The sequence below is a fragment of the Enterococcus sp. DIV1067f genome, assembly GCF_050543505.1.
Taxonomy (GTDB): domain Bacteria; phylum Bacillota; class Bacilli; order Lactobacillales; family Enterococcaceae; genus Enterococcus_D; species Enterococcus_D entomosocium.
Genome location: NZ_CP172940.1, coordinates 1,205,830 through 1,227,267 on the forward strand (window position 1 = coordinate 1,205,830; position 21,438 = coordinate 1,227,267).

A 21,438-nucleotide genomic window follows, 5' to 3' on the forward strand; every position below is an offset into this window, starting at 1 on the left:
AAGGGTTTGCCTCCGACTGTACACTTTTTTTGCGGAAAGAATATGTTAGTAGCCTTTATCCAAGTTTATCTCATTTTTTACAAGTTCTTGTTTTGCCAAAAAATGTTGGAAGTTCGCTAAGAAAATGGCCATAAATGCCTTTTGAAAATGGGGCGTATGCCCTGAGATATGGGGGGTTATCAAAAGGTTTTCGATGTGCCATAACGGATCATTTTCGGGCAATGGCTCTTCTTCAAAAACATCCAGTGCGGCAAATGCTATCTGCTTTTTTTCTAGGGCTTTTGCTAATGCAGTGGTATCCACACTAGGCCCACGGCCGACATTATAAAAAGAAGCAGAAGGTTTCAATTGTGCAAAAAAGTCTTCGTCATACAAATGTGTGGTTTCTTCTGTCAGGGGAAGAATATTGATGACGCAATCAGCGGTTTTTGCGCAAGCGTGTAAGTCAGATAACGCAAACGTTTTTTCAAAACCTGTCACGTCATGCCCGCTAGTATTGATACCAATAGGACTTACACCAAAAAAGGTCAATGCTTGAGCTAACTTTTGGCCAATTTGTCCTGTACCAACGATCAAAATCTCTTGGTCCGACAATTTTGTATAGTGAATTGTATTCGGTGACCATTGCTGTTTTCTCTGTTGCTGAATTGCTTGGAAAATCCCGCGGTTTTCCATAAATAGTAGAGCCAACAAATGGTCTGTGATCGATTCGGCATGGATGCCGCTGCCATTAGATAAGCGAATATTGTATTTCGCAAACTCTTTTAATGGTAAGGTGTCTACGCCAGCTGAAATCGCTTGGACCCATTTCAAATTTGTTTTCTCCGTTAGCAGGTAGTCCTTCCATTCCGACTTCCAACCAATGGTGATTTCTACTTGTGACCAATCAATTGCTTGGTCCTTTGTGTACACAAGAAATTGATAGTCTTTTTCGATTTGTTTCACATATATGTCGCGAAACTCTCGAGTAGCTAAGATTATTTTTTTCATTGCCTAGCCTCCTTTTAACATAAGTGTAGCAAAGAATGAGAAAAAAACCATGTTCAAGGAATTGAACATGGCTTAGATCAGGTTTTAAACTGAATTTTTGGAGAATGTTTGACCCCTTGTGTGAATAAGAATAAAGAACCAAACAAAATAAAGGTGGTTGCATCGAAGGAAGGCAATAGTAGTTGTACGATTACACTAATAAGCGTAGGCAATGCAGCACTTACGATTAGAATCTTTAAATTTTCAAAGAAGGTATAGGAGAATCGTTTTAATCTTGTATAGATCGTTGCAATAAAGGTCCCCATCACTAAGGTGATCAGCAAGCTGACAAATGATGGATACAATGCAACAAAAAAGACAATGAGTTTGATTAGCCAGGGGATCGCTTGGTTTGATAGCGCTTCTCGAATCGCCTGACCGTTAAGATTGCGCAGCGCAGGCTCACTGTAATCAAATTCTAATTGATTAGAATCTAACATTGACGTCGATAAGCCAGAAGAGGGGATACGGATGACCAGCTGATCTTTTAACAAGCCAACAGCGATGACAGAGCCAGTGACATCAGATGCAATATCTGCTGGCGTACGGTTGCCATCTGGATCGAAAGTAAAGATGATCGAATCGGTTTGATAAATGAAACCTTGCGTATCCGACGCTGCAGCAAGCTGCCCATTTGCAATCGTAAAATCTGGGATCGATTCGCCTATTTTTTGTCCGTCTGCTTGCACATCGCGAAAGACACCTAATACATTGATGGTCATCGGTACCGCGATAAGCACGGAGGCGCTTAATAGAAAAACGATTACTTTGGAAAATTCTGCTTTTTTGACAAATTTTAAATCAGGTATTCGGAAAAAAGCAATTTTAAATAGTTGGACGATAGTCATTTGCTGATGAACTCCTTTGTGGTATAACTAGAGTAATTGTAACGAAGGGTTCTTTGAATTACAAGGAATTCACAAAAAAAGAACCAATTATCGTAGGAATGAATAAATAAAGAAATGAAAGTAGGCAAAAGAATGCAAAAGTACAACGAATACAAACAGTTCTTGCAGCAAAAAAAGTTGTGGGAGCCGATTACGTATTTATTTTTTGGTGGATTAACGACTGTAGTCAACATTGTCGTCTATCTCATTTTTCGTGAATGCTTGAAATTCTACTATGATATATCAAATATTAATTTTAGTCTTCTTTTATGTGATGAATATTGAGGTTACTTGAATTTTAATTGGACGTGTAAAAGCATGGATGAAGCTATTATAACAACAATTTTCCAAAATGTTACCTCACTGACTTGACTGAGTTTGACAAATTTATATAAGGCACTTTTTAGCTTTGCTATCAAAATCATTTCAACTCTTTCTCTACTGTTTTAACAAAAATGATTGTATGGAAGTTGAGAAAATAGTATAAGAAGCTCTCCAAGGTATTTATGAATGAGTGTAAAAAGAAGTGAGAAAAAGATAAACTTATGAAAAAATTCGTATATTAATTACTTATAGGATATAATGTGATATAGAAAAAAGCGTTAATATAATAGGAGTGTTCTTTTTGAAATTTTATTTAAGGTTTAAAGAGACATTAGAAGAAAGAAAATTGTGGAGCCTTTTTATTTATCTTTTTTTTGGTGGCCTTGCAACGATTGTTAATATTGTGACGTATTTTATTTGTATAGAATGGCTCTTTCTGCACTACTTATTGGCAAATGGAATCTCTTGGGTAGCTTCCGTTTTATTTGCATTTGTAACAAATAAATTATGGGTGTTCCATTCAAAGACAGAAGGCAAGTTAGATCTTTTAGTTGAATTTGCTAAGTTTATTTTTTATCGTGTCCTTTCCCTAGGGATGGATATGGGGGTGATGTATGTCATGATCGATTTAATGGATACAACGAATTTAACGGCAAAAATTATTACTCAAATCATTGTTGTCCTCGCTAATTATTTATTTAGTAAATTCCTGATATTTAATCAGGTGAAAATAAAAAATTTTGAAGCAAATGATGAAAGATAGTAAGCATATTTTTTGAACAAAGTCTGATAGTCTGATAATGTTACTTATGTAAACATTATCATTGAGGAGGAATTTTTTTATGACTTACACATTACCAGATTTACCTTACGCATACGATGCATTAGAACCATACATTGACGAAGAAACGATGCATTTGCATCATGATAAACACCATAACACTTATGTAACAAACTTAAACGCAGCGATTGAAAAACACCCTGAATTAGGTGAAAAAACAGTTGAAGAATTATTAGCTGACTTTTCTTCTGTGCCAGAAGATATTCAAACAGCGGTTCGTAACAATGGCGGCGGCCATGCTAACCACACGTTCTTCTGGGAAATCTTAGGCCCAAATGCTGGCGGTGAACCTACTGGAGCTATCAAAGAGGCAATTGACGAAGCTTTCGGCAGCTTTGAAGACTTCAAAGAAGAATTCAAAACGGCTGCAACCGGACGTTTTGGTTCAGGTTGGGCATGGTTAGTCGTTAAAGATGGCAAATTAGCAATCACCTCAACAGCGAATCAAGATTCACCATTGATGGATGGCCAAACACCTGTTTTAGGTTTAGATGTTTGGGAACATGCGTATTACTTGAAATACAAAAATGTTCGTCCAGATTACATCAATGCTTTCTGGAGTGTTGTTAACTGGGACAAAGTAAACGAATATTTCGCAAAAGCTTAAACAATTTACTAGAAAGAAGCCTGCTAAAAGGCTTCTTTTTTTGTGGATAGAAAGAATCGTTTTGATATTGCTAACGCTTACATAATCCGCTATAATAAAGGCGACGGAATCGTCGGATTATAATTATTGGAGGCTTTACACACTATGGAACATGGGAAAGTAAAATGGTTCAACAACGAAAAAGGGTTTGGTTTTATCACAGTTGACGGTGGCGATGATGTATTTGTTCACTTTTCTGCCATTCAAGGAGACGGTTTTAAGTCACTTGAAGAAGGTCAAGAAGTTGAATTTACGATCGTTGAAGGTGCCCGCGGACCTCAAGCAGCAGAAGTGACCAAAGTCTAAAGCAGAACGGAAAAGCTGAGTAAGCCCTCAGCTTTTTTAATTTGCTATTTCTCGCCATATTTGGTATCTTCAATACATTAGTAAGACTAGGAAGCGAAGAGGGATAAGCATGAAACGAGTAATTACTTACGGAACATTTGATTTATTGCATTATGGACATATCAATCTTTTGCGTCGTGCAAAAGAGCAAGGCGATTATTTGATCGTGGCACTATCAACGGATGAATTTAATTGGAACGAAAAACAAAAAAAATGCTACTTTTCTTATGAGAAAAGAAAGCAATTGTTAGAAGCGATTCGGTATGTGGATCTAGTGATTCCTGAAGAAGGGTGGGCACAAAAAGTTTCCGATGTCAAAGAATATCATGTGGATACCTTTGTTATGGGAGACGATTGGGCTGGCAAATTTGATTTTATTCAAGAAGAAACCGATGCTGAAGTGATCTATCTAGCACGGACCCCGGAAATATCAACTACTCAAATCAAAAAAGATTTGAAACTTAACAATTAAAAGGACTATTATAAAAAAGCATCTTTTACAGATGTTTTTTTTATTGAGCCCAACTTCAAGAAATTAAGATTTTATTACTAGTTTTTCATTGATTATTTGTTCAGAACACAAAATATGGTATGATGTTTTGTGAGTTGACTCGATCAATTAGAAATTCTATGAGAATGGATGAAGAAAGTGGAAAAAGAAATCAAAGTCCGTGCAACTTTAGTGACGAAAGAATACGACTTATATAAAAAGAAAGCGGATAAAGTAAAAGCGCTATTCAAGTTCTATCATCGCAATGTTCCTCGATTTTGGGCCTTAAAAGGGATCAGCTTCGATGTGAAAGCCGGCGAATCAGTAGGGATCATTGGAATCAATGGTTCTGGGAAATCAACTTTATCCAACGTGATCAGTGGGATTATCCCACCGACATCTGGTACGATGGAAGTAAATGGTGACACCTCGATTATCGCAATCGGTGCGGGGTTAAAATATCAGCTGACTGGGTTAGAAAATATTCGGCTCAAAGCATTGATGTCTGGAATGACTAATAAAGAAATTGATGAAAAAATGCCTGAGATCGTGGCCTTTGCTGATTTGGGTGACTTTATCAATCAACCAGTTAAAAGCTATTCCAGTGGGATGAAATCACGGTTAGGCTTTGCTATTGCTGTTCATAATGATCCAGATATTTTAGTTATTGATGAAGCTTTGTCTGTCGGTGATGAAACTTTTTATCAAAAATGTGTGGATAAAATCATGGAATTTAAAGCAGCCGGAAAAACCATCTTTTTTGTCAGTCATGCTTTAGGACAGGTAGAAAAACTGTGCGACCGAACGATTTGGATGCACTATGGTGATTTACGGATGTTTGGTCCTACTGAAGAAGTAATGGCTGAATATCGCAAATTCATTGATTGGTTCAAAAAGCAGCCAAAGAAAGAGCAAAAAGCGTATCAAGACAATTATAAAGAAGACCAGAAAGCCTTTAATTTGGAGAAATTAGCAGAAAAAAGCCGTGAAGATCACTTCTTGCAACAACAAAATCTTTCGGACCAAATGATCCAAAAAAACTTGAAACGTACACCTTTAGGGGAAAAAATGAGCTGGCCAACCAAAGGGATCCTAGGTTTGGTAGTAGCCGCAACGATATTTTGTTCGCTGGTTTCTTTTAGTGGGCGTTCGATTACTTACGCAATTAAGAATCCTATTGAAACGATTAGTCAAGTTTTCAAATAAAGAAGATGTTTCTTTGTTTAGTTCATATAGAAAAGGAAGAAGTTTGTGAAAGAGATTGCTGCAGTTATAAAAGAACAATTTAAAAATGCGGGGATTATTTTTCGGATGTCCCGTTATGAAGATAAAGCAACCTATCAAAGTCACTATCTAGGTTTAGCTTGGCAGATTTTAAATCCCGCTATTCAAGTAGGAATCTATTACTTGGTTTTTGGTCTAGGCGTTAATCAAAACGGAAATGTTGACGGCGTACCATTTATTATCTGGATGTTGATTGGGATCACGGCATGGTTTTATATTAGTGCGTCAATCTTAGGAGCCTCGAATAGTATTCACCGACAAGTAGGAATGGTAGCGAAAATGAAGTTTCCAGTCAGTATTCTACCATCGATCAATATTATAAGTAATTTATCATCCTACATCCCTATGGTGGCAATCGTGGTAGGTTCGTTATTCATAGCTGGTGTGACGCCAAGTATCTATTGGTTACAATTTATTTATTACTTTCTTGCGATGATTGTTTTCTTATTTGCATTTGGTCTATTGAACGCCACAATAACAGTACTAGTTCGAGATTATCATATTTTCTTACAATCAGTACTTCGTTTATTATTCTATGTTTCAGGACCTATTTGGAATATCAATAATCGTAATTTACCAGATTGGCTAATTAAAGTGTTACATTTAAATCCAATTTACTATTTAATCGAAGGATTTCGTGATGCTTTCCTTTCTCGTGCATGGGTTTGGGAAAAAACAACTTATACACTTATCTTCTGGTGTCTAACTTTGATGCTTCTTATTTTAGGAAGCCATCTGCATATGAAGTTTCGTGCTCGTTTTGTGGATTATATTTAAAAAAGTGACTATTTGTGCTGCACTCTCTAACTTAGAGGGTGCACTTTATTTTTGTTTTATTTTTGTTTATTTCAAAGAAGTTACGGAAGGATTAAATATGAAGTTGATGCATGATAGCGATTGCTGAAAGATGCGTTTTGTGGGAAAATTTATTTGATGAGTGAATTTTTACTGGTGAGGTGTAAGATGCGGAGATATCAAAAGGTAATTTTAGGTATTTTAGTCGTGTTAGTGGTTGGAATCATTGGAGTAACGATCTACGGGATGCAGGTTTATCAAGAGACGAATGCCACTTTTAATCAAATCTCTCACGCTGTTGATCGGAAAACAGACAAACGAGAGGAAGCGATCAGCATTGAAGATCGAGATCCGTTTTCCATTTTGCTAATGGGAATCGACACTGGGGCTTTAGGGCGAACCGAACAAGGTCGTTCGGATAGTATGATGGTGGTGACGGTCAATCCAGAAAAAAAACAGTCAACGATCATTAGCCTTGACCGTGATATTTATACACAAATCGTTGGGTACAATACGATCGATAAGCTGAATCATGCTTATGCTTTTGGTGGGGAGGCCATGGCCATGGATTCTGTTGAAAATCTTTTGGACATTCCTATCGACCATTATGTGACGATCAATATGCAGGGTATGCGGGATCTGATTGATGCAGTTGGGGGCATCGAGGTGACAAATGCTATCGATTTTACTTTAGAAGGTGTTCATGTCCCTGAAGGGCAAATTACTTTAGATGGTAAGACAGGTTTGGCTTATGCAAGAATGCGAAAACAAGATCCGGAAGGGGATATCGGTCGCCAAATACGGCAAAGAGAAGTGGTTACGAAAATTCTTCAAAAAGTTATGAGTCTGGATGGTATCAGTAATTACCAAAAGATTCTTAAGGCGGTTGAAAAGAATTCGAAGACGGATCTTACGTGGGATGATATGATGGACATCGGTACCAATTATATCCCTGCTTTTACGACCATCAAACAAGAGCAACTCCAAGGAGAAGGGCAACTGATTGGTGGAGTGTATTATCAGTTATTGGGGACGAATCAGTTGTTGCATACGCAAAATTTATTAAAGGAGCAGTTGCAGCTTCCGACGAACGATGGTTTGACCCAAGGCGACGAATTTACTAACGGATCGCCTAATTATCAGTTATACGACGACAGCCTGACCTTTTCAGAAGAAAACTCAACAACTGGAGAGTAGCTAGTTTCTTTAGAAGCCTAAAAAGTAGGATGACCGAAAGTCCTCCTGCTTTTTAGTTTTCCACAAAAGCACCAACGAAAATCTTGTTTCACGAAACCATCAAATGAAAAAACATAAGAAAGCTTAAAAAAACAATTTTTTCATGAAAGAATGAAAATGAAACAATCAAACTGTGAAACATTTACTCGGATTCACGCCAATTTTTATAGTTTTTTCTAAGGATTAATGGATATTTTTTGTTTTTTCTGTTTCGAATCGAATTTTTTGGTAAAATAGGACAGTAGTCATTATAGATTGGAAGGATAGATGAGATGAAGAATTTGAAAGATAAAGTTGTCCAAGGGATACGCAAGGGGCCAGAAGAACCAAAGGCTAAATCGTATCGCAAATCTCATGTTCCATTTCGATTGAACTTTTTGTTTTTTATTATTTTTGCTTTGTTTGTGTCCTTGATCGTTCAATTAGGCTATCTACAGATCGTCAATGGCGACAATATTGAGCAGCAGTTGAAAGCTTCATCTGTAGTGGAAGTCAAAGGAAGCGCCCCTCGGGGAATGATCTATGACGCTTCTGGAAAAGCGCTGGTGGAAAATCAAGCCAATGCAGCAATCACATTTACCCGCGGAAACAAAATGACCGCTCAAGATTTATTAGAAACGGCCAAAAAATTGAGCGAGTTGATCGAAGTACCTGTGGACAAAAACTTGTCTGATCGTGATCTTAAGGACTTTTGGCTGGCCGATGAAGAAAATTTTGAAGCAGCAACTGACCGATTGAGTGATGAAGAGCGTTCTTTAGGTACTTCTGAACAATATGCGGCAACCGTTGATAAAGTGACAGAAGATGAAATCAATTTCTCTGATGCAGAATTAGAAGCAGCCACGATTTTTAAGCGGATGAATAGCGCCCAATCTTTGAGTACGGTCTTTATTAAGACGTCGGATGTGTCTGACCGTGAATTAGCTGTTGTCGCTGAAAATATGGTTGATTTACCGGGAATCTCCACGGGGACTGATTGGACGAGAAACATCGTTGAAGGAAGTTCTCTGGCTAGTTTGATCGGAACGGTGACTAGTGAAGAACAAGGAATTCCGGAAGAAGTTTTGGATGAATTTTTAGAAAAAGGCTATGCTCGTAATGATCGCGTTGGACGTAGTTATTTAGAGCAGCAGTATGAAGAAGTCTTACAAGGCACAAAATCCATTTCCGAGATTTCCCTTGATAACAATAATAATATTGAAAGTCAAAAAGAAACCTTTGCTGGGGCAAAAGGGGATAACCTTGTATTAACATTAGATGCTGAGTTTCAAGCGAGAGTTGATAAAATCTTGCAAGACAATTTCCAAAAACTGATTGATTCTGGGGCAGCAGAATATTCTCCAGGGGTTTACGCAGTGGCGTTAAATCCAAAAACCGGCGGCGTTTTGTCAATGTCCGGCTATCATCATGATACAGGTTCAAATGAATTGCAGGAAAATGCCATTGGTACCTTCATTAATTCCTTTGTACCAGGGTCCGTTGTCAAAGCAGGGACTTTGGCTGCCGGCTGGGAAAATGGGGTCTTAAACGGCAATGAAGTGTTATTGGATCAACCAATCAGAATTGGCTCCGATGTAAAAGCCTCAATTTTCAACCCAACTGGGGCAAATAATCGTAACCTTTCTGCGGAGCAGGCGTTGGAAGTTTCTTCTAACTCCTATATGATGCAAGTCGCTTTACGTTTGATGGGCATCAATTATCAGTCAGGTATCTCGATTCCAACAGTGGATCGTCAAGGGGATGTCTATGAAAAACTACGTTCGTCTTTTGCCTCTTTTGGTATGGGAACTGAAACTGGGATCGATTTACCAGGAGAAGCGACTGGTATCAGCACATCGATCGATAACATGGACCCGGTCAGTGATGGTGGGAAGATCCTTGACTTGGCTTTTGGTCAGTTTGATACCTATACCACGTTGCAACTGGCACAATATGCAGCAACTGTTGCTAATGGTGGCAAAAGATTGCAGCCTCATATCGTCGACGGTATTTACGGCAATGATGAAACTGGCGGTCTTGGCTCACTGATTGAAGAGATCGAACCAACGGTATTGAATGAAGTTGGTTTAACAGATGCTCAAATGCAAATTGTTCAAAATGGATTTTATGATGCAGTCCATGGAACGGATGCTTGGGCAACTGCCAAAGGCTTGGCTTCTGCGAAAATGGAGGTCTCTGCCAAAACAGGTACTGCCGAAACACCAATTGTGGATAGTAATGGCAATACCATCAGCTTAGTTAACCTAAACATCGTTGCCTACGGGCCAAGCAGTGATGCGGATATTGCGATTGCGATCGTAATGCCTCAATTAAAAGGCGACACAGATACCCATCCAAATATTCAAATCGCCAAAGAGATCATGGATGCTTACTACGACTTATATATGAAATAAGCATAAAAAATCGCAGTGAAGACTGCGGTTTTTTTGTTTTATAAGAAAACTGATAGAAAACCAACATTTAGTGAGAAAGACTTGCTATTTTTGAATGATTGGCTTAGAATACTAGCGGTCAAGAGATAATTTTGATTTGCACGTTAAATAAAAAGATAAACTGATGATAAAAGGGGTAAAAAACGTAATTATGAACAAGGAATGTTTAAGTAAGCAAGAACTAATGAAGCAGTTGGGACAATTTACACCAGCTGAAAAAAAGGAGATTCGGGATTATTTGCAACGGAAAAATCCATTGCTTTTCCGAAAATTTGAACGAATGAAACACGATTTATATCGCTTGGAATCACGGCGTGTCCAATGCGAGATTGAAAATAACGAAAAGGAGTTAGGTCTTCTAAACGACAAGATCCTTTTAAAAAAAGAAGATTTTCTTGAGCTGTTATTAGCCATTCGAAAGAAAAGAGGGTAATGGATGGAATTTATTGAACTCGTCATTATCATTGCAATTCTTGTCACATTATCAAATGTGGCGAGCAAAATATTGCCCTCAGTACCGATCTTTTTTATTCAAATCATCTTAGGAATTTTATTAGGTCTTACAGAAATGGGTCAAGAGATCGCCTTTGAACCGGAAATGTTTTTAGTAATGATCATTGGTCCATTGCTATTTCGAGAAGGGGAACGAGCAGATGTACCTGAGATCCTAAAAAACAGCAAGATCGTGCTGTTTTTGGCTTTTGGTGGCGTTTTAATGACGCTGTTTGCGGTCGGCGGAACCCTCCATTGGTTGATGCCGACGATACCTCTGGCTGCTTGCTTCGCTTTCGGGGCTGCGTTAGGACCAACTGATGCGGTGGCAGTCTCCTCATTAGCAAAGCGTTTGAAAATTTCCAAAAACATTATGCATATTCTTGAAGGCGAGGGCTTACTGAACGATGCTTCGGGGGTTACCGCATTACAGTTTGCTATCGTGGCTTTGACTACCGGGAGTTTTTCAGCAGCCAACGCAGGCTTCCAACTTCTTTTCTCTAGTATCGGTGGCGGGCTTGTCGGTTACTTGATCGTGTGGCTGAAACGCCGGATTTTACGTTTTATTGAAAAAATCTCGGCACAAGATGTCACAGTATACTTATTGATTGAACTGCTCTTGCCATTTGCTGCCTATTTGCTGGCAGAAATGATTGGCGTCTCAGGGATTATCGCAGCAGTTGTGGCAGGTGTAGCCCAAGCCCAAAGAAAACGCCGGATCTCGTTGTTTGATGCAGAATTAGCGAACATTTCGGAAAGCACGTGGTCGACCATTGTCTTTACATTGAACGCACTAGTGTTTCTCTTTCTAGGGATCGAGTTGTCACAAGTCTTTTCACCGATCTGGGAAAGCAAAAACTATGCAAACTGGCATCTAGTCATCACGATTTTAGTCGTCACAGCGGTGATTTTCCTCGTACGTTTTATCTTTTTGCTATTTTATTATTGGTTCTTACAGTCAAAAAAACAAGTATCCATGAATCAAGTCGCCTTGTTGACCTTTGGTGGCGTCAAGGGAACAGTCAGTTTGGCAGCCATCTTCATTTTACCGGTGATGGTGCATGATACACCGTTTCAGGAACGGAGCTTGCTCCTGTTTTTGACCGCCTGTGTAATTTTGCTGACATTGATCATCAGCGTGATGGTCTTACCTTATTTGGCAGATGGTGAAGCTGCCGAAAGTGTCGACTTCAATCACTTGCTGATCTTAGAAGACGTCATCGAACAATTGGAAGCAGAAGAAAAACAAGAGCTTTCTGATAAAGGTCGCTTAGCGATCGATGCTGTCATCAATTCCTATGAAAATCGTCGTTGGGAATTGTATCGCAATAGTTTGACTGATTCAGAAAAACAAGAAATCCAAGAAATTCAAGGATTGATCTTATCGATCGAACAAGACGGCTTGGATGAAGCTTATCGAAATGGGAAAGTCAGCCTAAATGGCTATCGTTTTTATTCACGCTTTATTTCTCAGCAGCAGCATTCCCTCGCAAAACAAATTCTCTCATTCTTTAGTTTTTGGCTCTTCTTTATTCAGCGTTTTATTCGTGTACTGATCCATCCACGTTTGTTTTTACAGCGGCAGCAGCAACTGAAAGATGCCTTGAAACAACGAGACATTTCTGAAGTACAAAAAATCTACTTAAAAAACAGCGAATACATTTTTCACAGTTTGAGCAATTTAGAAGATGTTTATGATTCCTCGCTGATCAATTTCTTTATTCGTCAACGAGAAATGAGCATCAAACGGTTTGAACATAGCAATTTCATTGAAACGATCATGATTGAGCAAGACCCGATTTTTGTTAAGAAAGTCCTTTGGGGCTATTATCTTGAGCGCAAGACGATCGATGAATATGAAGTGGCAGAGAAGATTTCAACGATTTCTGCAAATGAGTACCGACGCAATGTCAATCTGTTAGAATCGTATGCGATGTCTCGAGCGGAAGAACAACCGAAACAGCGGATGTTCCGCCGATAATATGTCTCAAAAGGCGCGCAACTTGATGCACGTTTTATGGAGTGTCTCCGTCAGGTTATTCCTAAAAGATGATCAACATCGATGATCAGAGGGAATAAACTGACGAAGGCATTCTTTTTTATTGCAAAAACTGCTCCTTTCTCTCATCGTTTCCTCGGATGAAATGTGGTACAATGAGCGAAGAAAAAACTCAGGAGGGATTCTGTGAAAGAATTAAAAGTAAGTGAATTAACCAAAACTTACGGTGAAAAAACACTGTTTGATCAGCTTTCTTTTCTGATACATGAAAAAGATCGGATCGGTTTGATCGGTGTCAATGGCACGGGGAAATCAAGTTTGCTGCGAATCTTAGCAGGTTTGGATCGTGGAGATGGTGATCGCCAAACTGTTTTTGCTAGTCAAGATTATCGAATTGGCTTTTTAGCGCAAGACAATCAGCTACAAGAAGAATTATCCGTTGTAGATGCTGTTTTTCAAGGGACCAGTCCGCTGATCCGCGTTGTTCGCGACTATGAAAAAGCGCTGATTGCTTTAGAAAATAATGGTATGGATCAACAAACGCAGCGCAATTATCAATTGGCAGAAGAAGCGATGAATAAAGCGGATGCTTGGAACACAGATACAACAGCCAAAATTATCCTCCAAAAACTTGGGATCAGTGATTTAAAGAAAAAGGTCAGTGAGTTATCTGGAGGTCAAAAGAAACGAGTGGCTATGGCTCAAGTATTGATCGATGAGCCAGACCTGTTGTTATTGGATGAACCGACTAACCACTTAGATTATGATGCGATCCAATGGTTGGAAGGCTATCTAAAAAATTATCGGGGTGCGTTATTGATGGTGACCCACGATCGCTACTTTTTGGATCGAGTCGTTAACCGGATCTTTGAATTGTCCTTTGGCAAGCTGCATGAATATCAAGGCAATTACGAGACGTATCTTCATGCTCGAGCAGAACGAGAACGAGTGGAGGAGACGCAAGAAGACAAGCGCAAGCAGTTATACAAACATGAGTTGGCTTGGATTCGCACCGGAGCGAAGGCCCGTACAACGAAACAACAGGCACGGATCGATCGTTTCGATGATTTAAAAGAAAACCTACATCAAGTAAAACGGAACGGCGAAGTGGCCATTGATGTTGCTACGACACGCTTAGGCAAACAAGTCTTAGCGCTAAAAGATGCGAGTTTCCAGATTGAAAACAAAACGATTTTGTCTCACTTTGATCTGTTGATTCAATCAAGAGAACGCTTAGGGATCACAGGAGAAAACGGTGCGGGCAAATCTACGTTGCTCAATATTTTAGCTGGTCGCCTGCCTTTAGAAGAAGGGGAGCGGACGATTGGCGTGACTGTGAAAATGGCTTATTATACGCAAACGATTGAAGCGATGAACCCTGATCAGCGAATGATTGCTTATTTGCAAGAAGCAGCCGAGGAAGTGCAAAAAGTGGATGGCTCACAAGTCAGTGTCGCAGAAATGCTGGAACAGTTTTTGTTTCCGCGATCCATGCACGGCACTAAGATCGGCAAGCTGTCTGGCGGGGAAAAACGACGCCTATTTTTGCTCAAGCTATTGATTGGGCAGCCAAATGTTCTCTTGTTAGATGAACCGACCAACGATTTGGATATTGATACCCTGACGATTTTGGAAAATTATTTGGAAACATTCCCAGGTGCAGTAATCACTGTTTCCCATGACCGCTACTTTTTAGATAAAGTTGCCCAAAAATTGCTGATCTTCGAAGGAGACGGCAGGATTAAGTCCTACTTTGGTTCCATTAATGAGTACCTAGCAGCCAATACCAATAAAGCTAGTTCAAGTGTACTAGAGCCAAAAGAATCAAAAAACGATTCACTTTCTCCTGATAGTGAGGAGTCTGCTGCAGCGCCTGTCAAAAAGAAACTGAGTTATATGGAACAAAAAGAGTGGGCGACAATTGAAGATGATATCGCGGCGTTAGAAGAAAAAGCTGCCGCTTTGACTGAAGAGATGAATCATCAAGGAGCTGACTTTACCAAGCTCCAAAAATTACAGCAAGAAATCAGCGAGGTTGAAACGCAACTTGCAGAAAAAATGGATCGTTGGGAATATTTGAGCGAGTTTGTGTAGAGTAAAGGAGAGAACGATGGAACAAGCATATTTAGATCTAGGAAGAAAAATATTAGCAGAAGGCAATGATAAAAGTGATCGTACAGGAACGGGAACACGCAGTGTCTTTGGTCACCAAATGCGTTTTGATCTGTCCCAAGGCTTTCCATTGTTGACAACCAAGAGAGTTCCTTTTGGCTTGATCAAAAGCGAATTATTGTGGTTTCTAAAAGGAGATACCAACATTCGTTATCTCCTAGAACATAATAACCACATTTGGGATGAATGGGCGTTTGAGCGCTATATTAAAAGTGATGCTTACACAGGTCCTGACATGACGGACTTTGGCCGTCGTTCCCTAGTGGATGAAGCTTTCAACGAACAGTACCAACACGAGTTGAAACAGTTTTGTGAAAAAATCTTATCTGATGATACTTTCGCTGAAGCCTTCGGCGATTTGGGACACGTTTATGGGTACCAATGGCGCCATTGGGAAAAAAGTACGGGCGGGTTTATCGATCAAATCAAAGAAGTGATCGACATGATCAAGACGACGCCAGATTCTCGTCGTTTGATCGTCTCTGCTTGGAATCCAGAAGATGTACCGACGATGGCGTTGCCCCCTTGTCACACGATGTTTCAATTTTATGTTCATGATGGTCGCTTAAGCTGTCAGTTATATCAACGCAGTGCCGATGTCTTTTTAGGCGTTCCCTTTAATATTGCTAGTTATGCGCTATTAACGCACCTGATTGCTCATGAAACTGGACTAGAAGTCGGAGATTTTATCCATACATTAGGTGATGCTCATCTGTACAGTAATCATATAGAACAGATGAAGGAACAGTTGACTCGTTCAGTACGTCCGGCGCCAAGCTTACAGTTAAATCCTGAAAAACAGTCAATCTTTGATTTTGAAATGGAAGATATTACCCTGGCAGGGTATGATCCGCATCCAACAATCAAAGCACCGATCGCAGTTTAAGTGGTTGTTTGGTTTCATTTCATAAAGAAAGGAATGAGGCGTAATGGAAAATACCCACAAACGAGGCTTTGCGGCGACCTTTCATCAGAGACATGCTGGATCGATTCATGCATTGCTCATTGATCAATGCATTGATTTCTTGCATCAGCACTATGATACAGTTTGGCTATCCGTATCCGAGGAAACTGTGCCGGAGCTAAAAGAAGCCATTCGATCAAATCAGCAGTGCACTGCCCTTTTTATACCAGCTAAAGGGGCGGCGGATGCCCGCAGAAGGCTTATTTTTGCGGCACAGCATACTTTACCAATGCTGGATTCATTGCATATTTGTGATTTTGATCGCGTAGTGACTTGGATCGAGACGTATCCAGAAGAACTTGTGGCAATAAGCAAACAGCCGTTACCAGAGAATACGTATTGTATCCTAGGGCGAACTGCAAGGGCGTTTGCGAGTCATCCGCAAACGTGGCAAAGAACGGAGCGCTTGATCAACGAGATCGCAGCTGACTTTTTTCAAATACAAGAAATTGATGTCGCAGCTGGTAGTGCTCTCTTTCCTATCTCCCTGATACCGACCTTACTGAAAAACAACAACGCGCGTTTAAACGATGGGGAATGGCCGAGAAATGTCCAAAGAAGCGGCGGCACAATTGTTTACCAAGCCTGTGATGGCTTGCGCTTTGATGAACGCAACAAAGATCCATTTGAGCATGAATCAGCTTTTCAGCTGATGCAGCGGCTGCAGGTTGCTGCTACTATTTCTGAATCATTTTATACAGAAGGGATGTAATTTTTATGTTGATCGCACTTTGGGCACAAGATCAAAAGGGTTTGATCGGAGCGGATGGCACGTTGCCGTGGCATTTGCCAAATGATTTGAAATTTTTTAAAGAGCAAACCATCAATAATACGATTATAATGGGGCGCAAAACCTTTGAAGGAATGGGAAAAAGATTACTGCCGCAGCGTACGACGATCGTTTTGACAAGTGATCCACACTATCAAGCCAACGGCGCGTTAGTGATGCATGACCGAGAGGAAATCTTAGCGTATGTGAAGCAACAAGAGCATCCCGTTTTTTTAACTGGTGGAGCGGGTGTTTTTGAAGCGATGATTGACGATTGCGATCAATTGTACCGTACAGTGATCGATGCGGAATTTAACGGAGATGTGTATTTCCCAGAGATTGATTGGACGCAATGGAAACTTGATCATGTGATCGATGGGATCGTCGATGAAAAGAACCGTTACCCCCATCAATTTGAATTTTATCATAGAAAATAAAAGAACAGGAAGCTTTCTGCAGCGAAAGTTTCCTGTTCTTTGTTTGTAAGCAATGCTTCATTTTTAGGTATACAACAAGACGGAGAAGTACATCAGTCCAGCACCTAACATAACGAATAAGTGCCAAACCACATGCATGAATCGAACGGATTTTAAACTATAGAATAGCGCACCTACAGTATAAGAAACACCACCGCTTGCTAGTAAAAATGTTCCCCAGTAGCCTAAATGTTCGATCAGAGGTTTGAAGGCGACGACACATAGCCAGCCCATGATGATGTAGATCAGGGTGGAGATTTTTGAGACAGTCTCTTTTTTATGAAGAGTCAGTGACTTATAAACGATGCCGCTAATTGCTAGTAGCCAAATCAAGACAAAGAGTGACCAGCCAAGCCAGCCTTGGATACTAAGCAAGCAAAAAGGTGTATAGCTTCCGGCGATCAGCAAGAAAATGGAGGCATGATCAAAGACTTGGAAGACCTTTTTTGCTTTGGTAAAAATCAAACTGTGAAATAAGGTAGAAAAGAGGAAGAGCAAAATCATCATCGACCCATAAATGGCATAGGAAACGATGTGGATAGGTGACCCTAGATTTGCCCCCTTGATTAAGAGGATGACCAGTCCTGCGATACTCAGTCCTAATCCGATCCCGTGGGTTACTGCATTTAATACTTCATTGACGATCAAATATCTGCGACTAAACTTCATGTGCTGCATTCGGCACCGTCCTTTCGAATCGAAATTAGATGAAAAAAAATTTTCTCTCTGTTATACTTAGTATAAATGGTCTGTGGTTATTTTACCACGAAAAAAGACTTGATTTAAAGAGAGAGTGAATATATGATGGCAAATCTTAAAATTGTGACAGATTCTTCCAGTACGATGGAACCAAGTGTCCGTGATGCTTTGGCTATCCATGTCGTGCCTTTATCTGTAATGATCGATGGTGTCGTTTATCCAGATGATGAAACGCTGCCGGGAGAAAAATTTATGCAAATGATGGCGCAAGCCAAAGAATTACCTAAAACTAGCCAGCCGCCGATCGGTCATTTTGTAGAACTATATGATGAATTAGGCAAAGATGGCAGTGAAATACTATCGATTCATATGACCAAAGGGCTTAGCGGAACCGTGGAAGCGGCTCGTCAAGCCAGTCATCTATCAAAAGCCAAAGTCACTGTGATCGATAGTGACACGACAGACCAAGCGTTGGCTTTTCAAGTGATTCGGGCAGCAGAATTGGCTAAAGCCGGTAAGACACTAGAAGAAGTTTTACCAGAGGTGGATTTGGTGCGGGAGCATACGAAATTATTTATCGGCGTTTCAACGTTAGAAAACTTAGTAAAAGGCGGTCGTATCAGTCGTGCCAAAGGTCTTTTATCGAGTTTGCTGAACATGAAAGTGATTATGGATTTTGATCATTCAGAACTGATTCCAGTCGTCAAAGGACGTGGTGTCAAGACCTTCAATAAATGGTTTGAAGAGTTAAAAGCTGAACTGAAGAGTATGCCTAAAGTGACGAAAATTGGTATTTCTCATGCTGAAGGGTTAGAAATCACAGAACGTTTCCAAAAGGAATTAGCGGAACTATTCCCCGAGTTGGATATCCCCTTGTTGCACACGACACCGATCATCGCCACTCACACAGGTAAAGGTGCCTTTGCGATTACTTATAGTACGGAATAAAAAAGCATGTTTTCTTTCAGCGATTCGTTTAATGACGAATCGCTTTTTGGCGTATGACAAGCTGTCAGGAAGAAAAAACAAAAAAAGAAGCTGCTGTTGCTTGTCGACTCTTTGGCAGGTAGCTGTTTTCTTTCTTAAGTTTGAAGGATTGCGACTAGGAATTTTATGAGAATTTTGTTAAAATAGCAAAGATTACAAAGGAGTTTGAATACCTGTGAAATGGAAGAAATTAGTAACTTATCTACTCGTTGTGGGATTGATAGCTATTGGAACTGGCTTACTGTTTCATTTTACTGTTCCCAAAGCCCAACCATTGCTGACCCCTGTGGACAAGCTAGCAGCCAATGATTCAAAAAAATCCGCCATTGAATATCTCGCTCTTGGGGATTCCTTGACAGAAGGGGTTGGTGATGAAACAGCTCGTGGTGGCTTTGTGCCCATTTTGGCTGGGGATCTAGAGGATCGCTATGATTTGAGCAATTTGGTAACTAAAAATTATGGGGTCGCTGGTGAAAGAAGCGATCAGATTTTAAAGCGAGTGAAAAACGATGAAGACTTACGCCAAGATCTTAGTCAAGCGGATTTGATTACCTTGACTGTCGGCGGTAACGACGTACTAAAAGTGATTCAGAGCAATTTCTTCGGCTTGAGCATTGAGACGTTTACGGAACCGATGGAAGATTACCAGGAACGTTTAAAAGACTTGTTTGCTCAAATCCGCGATTTGAATAGTGATGCACCAATCTATGTCTTGGGCATCTACAATCCATTTTATCTGAATTTCCCAGAAATCACGGATATGCAGACGATCATTGATAACTGGAATAAACAAACGGAAACGTTCGTCAATCAGCAAGACAATGCCTTTTTTATTCCTATCAACGATTTGCTCTATAAAGGGTTAAGTGATGAGGTCGGTATTGCTGATACAGAAGAAGGAGAATCAGAGAAAACTGCCGAATCATCGGACACAGAACGCTTATCTGATTCATCGACGACAGCTTCGGACGAATCACAAAGCAGTACTTCAACGACAACTGACTCATCGCAAACTGTCGGGAATAATATCACAAACAATGTTTTGTATGAAGGCGATCGCTTCCATCCCAATAATCTTGGGTATCAACTGATGGCGAATGCCGTTCGCGATGAAGTGATCAAAACGCAAAATTATTGGTTGCTAGAGGAGGAAGCAAAATGAAACCAAGCGAATCAACGAAGCAGCCGGAAAAAACAGCTGCAACGAAAAAAAAATCGATCAACTACTGGAAAATTGCTTTTCTAGTGTTGGTCGGTATCCTTTTAGGCACAACGGTTTTCTTTGCTTCAAGAATTTTTCAACAGCGAGAAACCGGCTTAAATGAAAGTGCTGAACTTGTTCAACGGGAGGGCAGTCCTGTTCTGACCGTTAACAGCAACAAGAGCCAGGTCAACCAATTGATTGATTTTTATCTGTCAGATTTTCAAAAAGATCAAGAGGTCAAGTATAATTTTGAGCTAAGAAATGAGGCATTGTTGACGGGAGAGTTTCAAGTATTAGGATTTCCTATCACCTTCTATCTCTATTTTGATCCTTACGTGACCGAAGAAGGTAACGTTCAATTGAAAGCCAAAAGCTTATCAATCGGCACCTTGGATCTGCCCACCAGTGAAGTAATGAAAATGATCAAACGTAGTTTTAAATTTCCTGACTGGATCGATGTCAATGCCGATGAACAAATCATTTTGATACGTTTGGATCAATTCCGTATGCAAAATGGCTTGTTTATCAAAGCCAACAAAATCAATCTTGTGGATGATGAAATTCAAATGAGTTTATATTTACCAGCTGAAACGGAGGATGAATAATGGAACGAGCAATTTTTGCCGGTGGGTGCTTTTGGTGTATGATCCAACCCTTTGATGAATTAGAAGGGGTGCATTCAATTTTTTCCGGCTATACCGCAGGACATACCGAAAATCCAACCTATGAAGAAGTCAAAAGCCATCAAACAGGGCATACTGAAGCAGTGGAAATCATTTTTGATCCTGAAAAAATCAGTTATGAAGACCTTTTGACGATCTATTGGCAGCAAACGGATCCGACAGATGCTTTTGGTCAATTTGAAGATCGCGGCGACAATTATCGTCCGGCTATCTTCTATTTTAATGAAGAGCAGCGGAAAAAAGCCGAAGCCAGCAAAGAGGCGCTTCAGGCTTCCGGTCGATTTACCGATCCGATCGTGACCACGATCGAACCAGCCCAACCTTTTTATTTAGCGGAAGAAGAGCACCAAGAGTATTACAAAAAGAATCCTGAGAATTTTGCTCGCAATCATGCCCGTAGAGCAGCCTTTTTAGAAAATCATTGGGAGCAAGAACATGCGTAAAAGTTTTTATACCTATTTAATGGCAGTCAAAGGACCGAGTCATACAGATGAGGCCCAGATCTTTGCTACTCATGCAAGTCATGATATCCAGTTTCCGAAGCACAGCGATGACTATGATGAAGTCTCTTCTTATCTGGAACTAAATGTTGATTATTTGCCATCCATGGATATTTTTGATCGTATCTGGGCAGAGTATCTCGAAAATAACAAATAAAAAAACTATCCTTCGTTTTGTATGGTT

At 40.0% G+C, this 21,438-nt stretch carries 22 protein-coding genes; 19 read left to right on the forward strand and 3 right to left on the reverse strand.

Annotated features, from left to right (window positions below; genetic code table 11):
- Positions 1 to 45 precede the first annotated feature (45 nt).
- Together IGJ42_RS05715 and IGJ42_RS05720 are read right to left on the reverse strand one after the other, a co-directional pair.
- Complete coding sequence (locus IGJ42_RS05715) at positions 46 to 990, reverse strand: phosphoglycerate dehydrogenase (protein ID WP_008379613.1); 945 nt, start codon at positions 988 to 990, stop codon at positions 46 to 48.
- Between the two features lie 77 nt (positions 991 to 1,067).
- Positions 1,068 to 1,877, reverse strand: a complete 810-nt coding sequence (locus tag IGJ42_RS05720) for a DUF1189 domain-containing protein (RefSeq protein WP_008379616.1) — start codon at positions 1,875 to 1,877, stop codon at positions 1,068 to 1,070.
- 664 nt (positions 1,878 to 2,541) lie between these two features.
- Between IGJ42_RS05720 and IGJ42_RS05725 the strand changes: the two genes are divergently transcribed.
- The 14 genes from IGJ42_RS05725 (at position 2,542) to IGJ42_RS05790 (ending at position 17,142) form a co-directional block, all read left to right on the forward strand.
- Positions 2,542 to 3,003: a GtrA family protein gene (locus tag IGJ42_RS05725; RefSeq protein ID WP_008379619.1), complete on the forward strand. Its 462-nt coding sequence runs from the start codon at positions 2,542 to 2,544 to the stop codon at positions 3,001 to 3,003.
- Positions 3,004 to 3,082: 79 nt separating this feature from the next.
- Complete coding sequence (locus IGJ42_RS05730; RefSeq protein ID WP_005236898.1) at positions 3,083 to 3,688, forward strand: superoxide dismutase; 606 nt, start codon at positions 3,083 to 3,085, stop codon at positions 3,686 to 3,688.
- A 144-nt stretch (positions 3,689 to 3,832) separates the two neighbouring features.
- A complete protein-coding gene (locus tag IGJ42_RS05735) occupies positions 3,833 to 4,033 on the forward strand; it encodes a cold-shock protein (protein ID WP_005229578.1) in 201 nt (66 codons plus the stop codon).
- Between the two features lie 109 nt (positions 4,034 to 4,142).
- On the forward strand, positions 4,143 to 4,544 hold the full coding sequence (gene tagD, locus IGJ42_RS05740; RefSeq protein ID WP_008379620.1) for a glycerol-3-phosphate cytidylyltransferase: 402 nt from the start codon (positions 4,143 to 4,145) through the stop codon (positions 4,542 to 4,544).
- 168 nt (positions 4,545 to 4,712) lie between these two features.
- Complete coding sequence (locus IGJ42_RS05745; RefSeq protein ID WP_008379621.1) at positions 4,713 to 5,768, forward strand: ABC transporter ATP-binding protein; 1,056 nt, start codon at positions 4,713 to 4,715, stop codon at positions 5,766 to 5,768.
- A 45-nt stretch (positions 5,769 to 5,813) separates the two neighbouring features.
- Complete coding sequence (locus IGJ42_RS05750; RefSeq protein ID WP_008379622.1) at positions 5,814 to 6,623, forward strand: ABC transporter permease; 810 nt, start codon at positions 5,814 to 5,816, stop codon at positions 6,621 to 6,623.
- A 186-nt stretch (positions 6,624 to 6,809) separates the two neighbouring features.
- Entirely contained in the window at positions 6,810 to 7,838 is a 1,029-nt protein-coding gene (locus tag IGJ42_RS05755) for an LCP family protein (RefSeq protein WP_422705344.1), read from the forward strand.
- 311 nt (positions 7,839 to 8,149) lie between these two features.
- Positions 8,150 to 10,270: a peptidoglycan D,D-transpeptidase FtsI family protein gene (locus tag IGJ42_RS05760; protein ID WP_086332221.1), complete on the forward strand. Its 2,121-nt coding sequence runs from the start codon at positions 8,150 to 8,152 to the stop codon at positions 10,268 to 10,270.
- Positions 10,271 to 10,460: 190 nt separating this feature from the next.
- Entirely contained in the window at positions 10,461 to 10,742 is a 282-nt protein-coding gene (locus IGJ42_RS05765) for a hypothetical protein (RefSeq protein WP_008379625.1), read from the forward strand.
- 3 nt (positions 10,743 to 10,745) lie between these two features.
- Entirely contained in the window at positions 10,746 to 12,782 is a 2,037-nt protein-coding gene (locus tag IGJ42_RS05770) for a cation:proton antiporter (protein WP_086317044.1), read from the forward strand.
- Between the two features lie 204 nt (positions 12,783 to 12,986).
- Positions 12,987 to 14,894 carry an ABC-F family ATP-binding cassette domain-containing protein gene (locus IGJ42_RS05775; RefSeq protein WP_086332222.1) on the forward strand — a complete coding sequence of 636 codons (1,908 nt, stop codon included), beginning with the start codon at positions 12,987 to 12,989 and terminating at the stop codon, positions 14,892 to 14,894.
- Positions 14,895 to 14,910: 16 nt separating this feature from the next.
- Positions 14,911 to 15,858, forward strand: coding sequence for a thymidylate synthase (locus IGJ42_RS05780; protein ID WP_086317048.1), 948 nt, complete (start codon positions 14,911 to 14,913; stop codon positions 15,856 to 15,858).
- A gap of 43 nt (positions 15,859 to 15,901) precedes the next feature.
- Entirely contained in the window at positions 15,902 to 16,648 is a 747-nt protein-coding gene (locus IGJ42_RS05785) for a hypothetical protein (RefSeq protein WP_086332223.1), read from the forward strand.
- Positions 16,649 to 16,653: 5 nt separating this feature from the next.
- Positions 16,654 to 17,142 carry a dihydrofolate reductase gene (locus tag IGJ42_RS05790; protein ID WP_086299606.1) on the forward strand — a complete coding sequence of 163 codons (489 nt, stop codon included), beginning with the start codon at positions 16,654 to 16,656 and terminating at the stop codon, positions 17,140 to 17,142.
- Positions 17,143 to 17,205: 63 nt separating this feature from the next.
- Here IGJ42_RS05790 and trhA read toward each other — a convergent pair whose 3' ends face one another.
- Positions 17,206 to 17,859, reverse strand: a complete 654-nt coding sequence (gene trhA, locus IGJ42_RS05795) for a PAQR family membrane homeostasis protein TrhA (RefSeq protein WP_005236874.1) — start codon at positions 17,857 to 17,859, stop codon at positions 17,206 to 17,208.
- A 126-nt stretch (positions 17,860 to 17,985) separates the two neighbouring features.
- Between trhA and IGJ42_RS05800 the strand changes: the two genes are divergently transcribed.
- The 5 genes from IGJ42_RS05800 to IGJ42_RS05820 all read left to right on the forward strand — a co-directional run bounded on the left by IGJ42_RS05800 (position 17,986) and on the right by IGJ42_RS05820 (position 21,411).
- Complete coding sequence (locus tag IGJ42_RS05800) at positions 17,986 to 18,828, forward strand: DegV family protein (protein ID WP_034872242.1); 843 nt, start codon at positions 17,986 to 17,988, stop codon at positions 18,826 to 18,828.
- Positions 18,829 to 19,042: 214 nt separating this feature from the next.
- Positions 19,043 to 20,029 (forward strand): SGNH/GDSL hydrolase family protein, encoded by a 987-nt coding sequence (locus IGJ42_RS05805; protein ID WP_086317054.1) that lies wholly within the window; start codon positions 19,043 to 19,045, stop codon positions 20,027 to 20,029.
- Positions 20,026 to 20,676 (forward strand): YpmS family protein, encoded by a 651-nt coding sequence (locus IGJ42_RS05810; protein WP_005236869.1) that lies wholly within the window; start codon positions 20,026 to 20,028, stop codon positions 20,674 to 20,676. The genes IGJ42_RS05805 and IGJ42_RS05810 overlap by 4 nt, the downstream gene beginning before the upstream one ends.
- Positions 20,676 to 21,197: a peptide-methionine (S)-S-oxide reductase MsrA gene (gene msrA, locus IGJ42_RS05815; RefSeq protein WP_008379644.1), complete on the forward strand. Its 522-nt coding sequence runs from the start codon at positions 20,676 to 20,678 to the stop codon at positions 21,195 to 21,197. The genes IGJ42_RS05810 and msrA overlap by 1 nt, the downstream gene beginning before the upstream one ends.
- Positions 21,190 to 21,411: a YozE family protein gene (locus IGJ42_RS05820; RefSeq protein WP_005236867.1), complete on the forward strand. Its 222-nt coding sequence runs from the start codon at positions 21,190 to 21,192 to the stop codon at positions 21,409 to 21,411. Before msrA ends, IGJ42_RS05820 begins: the two co-directional genes overlap by 8 nt.
- Positions 21,412 to 21,438: the final 27 nt, after the last annotated feature.

What these genes read in the sequence shown, in the direction of transcription:
- IGJ42_RS05715 (WP_008379613.1), bottom strand. Translation starts at nt 990, where the DNA reads ATGAAAAAAATAATCTTAGCTACTCGAGAGTTTCGCGACATATATGTG.
- IGJ42_RS05720 (WP_008379616.1), bottom strand. Translation starts at nt 1,877, where the DNA reads ATGACTATCGTCCAACTATTTAAAATTGCTTTTTTCCGAATACCTGAT.
- IGJ42_RS05730 (WP_005236898.1), top strand. Translation starts at nt 3,083, where the DNA reads ATGACTTACACATTACCAGATTTACCTTACGCATACGATGCATTAGAA.
- IGJ42_RS05735 (WP_005229578.1), top strand. Translation starts at nt 3,833, where the DNA reads ATGGAACATGGGAAAGTAAAATGGTTCAACAACGAAAAAGGGTTTGGT.
- tagD (WP_008379620.1), top strand. Translation starts at nt 4,143, where the DNA reads ATGAAACGAGTAATTACTTACGGAACATTTGATTTATTGCATTATGGA.
- IGJ42_RS05745 (WP_008379621.1), top strand. Translation starts at nt 4,713, where the DNA reads ATGAAGAAAGTGGAAAAAGAAATCAAAGTCCGTGCAACTTTAGTGACG.
- IGJ42_RS05755 (WP_422705344.1), top strand. Translation starts at nt 6,810, where the DNA reads ATGCGGAGATATCAAAAGGTAATTTTAGGTATTTTAGTCGTGTTAGTG.
- IGJ42_RS05760 (WP_086332221.1), top strand. Translation starts at nt 8,150, where the DNA reads ATGAAGAATTTGAAAGATAAAGTTGTCCAAGGGATACGCAAGGGGCCA.
- IGJ42_RS05765 (WP_008379625.1), top strand. Translation starts at nt 10,461, where the DNA reads ATGAACAAGGAATGTTTAAGTAAGCAAGAACTAATGAAGCAGTTGGGA.
- IGJ42_RS05770 (WP_086317044.1), top strand. Translation starts at nt 10,746, where the DNA reads ATGGAATTTATTGAACTCGTCATTATCATTGCAATTCTTGTCACATTA.
- IGJ42_RS05780 (WP_086317048.1), top strand. Translation starts at nt 14,911, where the DNA reads ATGGAACAAGCATATTTAGATCTAGGAAGAAAAATATTAGCAGAAGGC.
- IGJ42_RS05785 (WP_086332223.1), top strand. Translation starts at nt 15,902, where the DNA reads ATGGAAAATACCCACAAACGAGGCTTTGCGGCGACCTTTCATCAGAGA.
- IGJ42_RS05790 (WP_086299606.1), top strand. Translation starts at nt 16,654, where the DNA reads ATGTTGATCGCACTTTGGGCACAAGATCAAAAGGGTTTGATCGGAGCG.
- trhA (WP_005236874.1), bottom strand. Translation starts at nt 17,859, where the DNA reads ATGCAGCACATGAAGTTTAGTCGCAGATATTTGATCGTCAATGAAGTA.
- IGJ42_RS05800 (WP_034872242.1), top strand. Translation starts at nt 17,986, where the DNA reads ATGGCAAATCTTAAAATTGTGACAGATTCTTCCAGTACGATGGAACCA.
- IGJ42_RS05810 (WP_005236869.1), top strand. Translation starts at nt 20,026, where the DNA reads ATGAAACCAAGCGAATCAACGAAGCAGCCGGAAAAAACAGCTGCAACG.
- msrA (WP_008379644.1), top strand. Translation starts at nt 20,676, where the DNA reads ATGGAACGAGCAATTTTTGCCGGTGGGTGCTTTTGGTGTATGATCCAA.
- IGJ42_RS05820 (WP_005236867.1), top strand. Translation starts at nt 21,190, where the DNA reads ATGCGTAAAAGTTTTTATACCTATTTAATGGCAGTCAAAGGACCGAGT.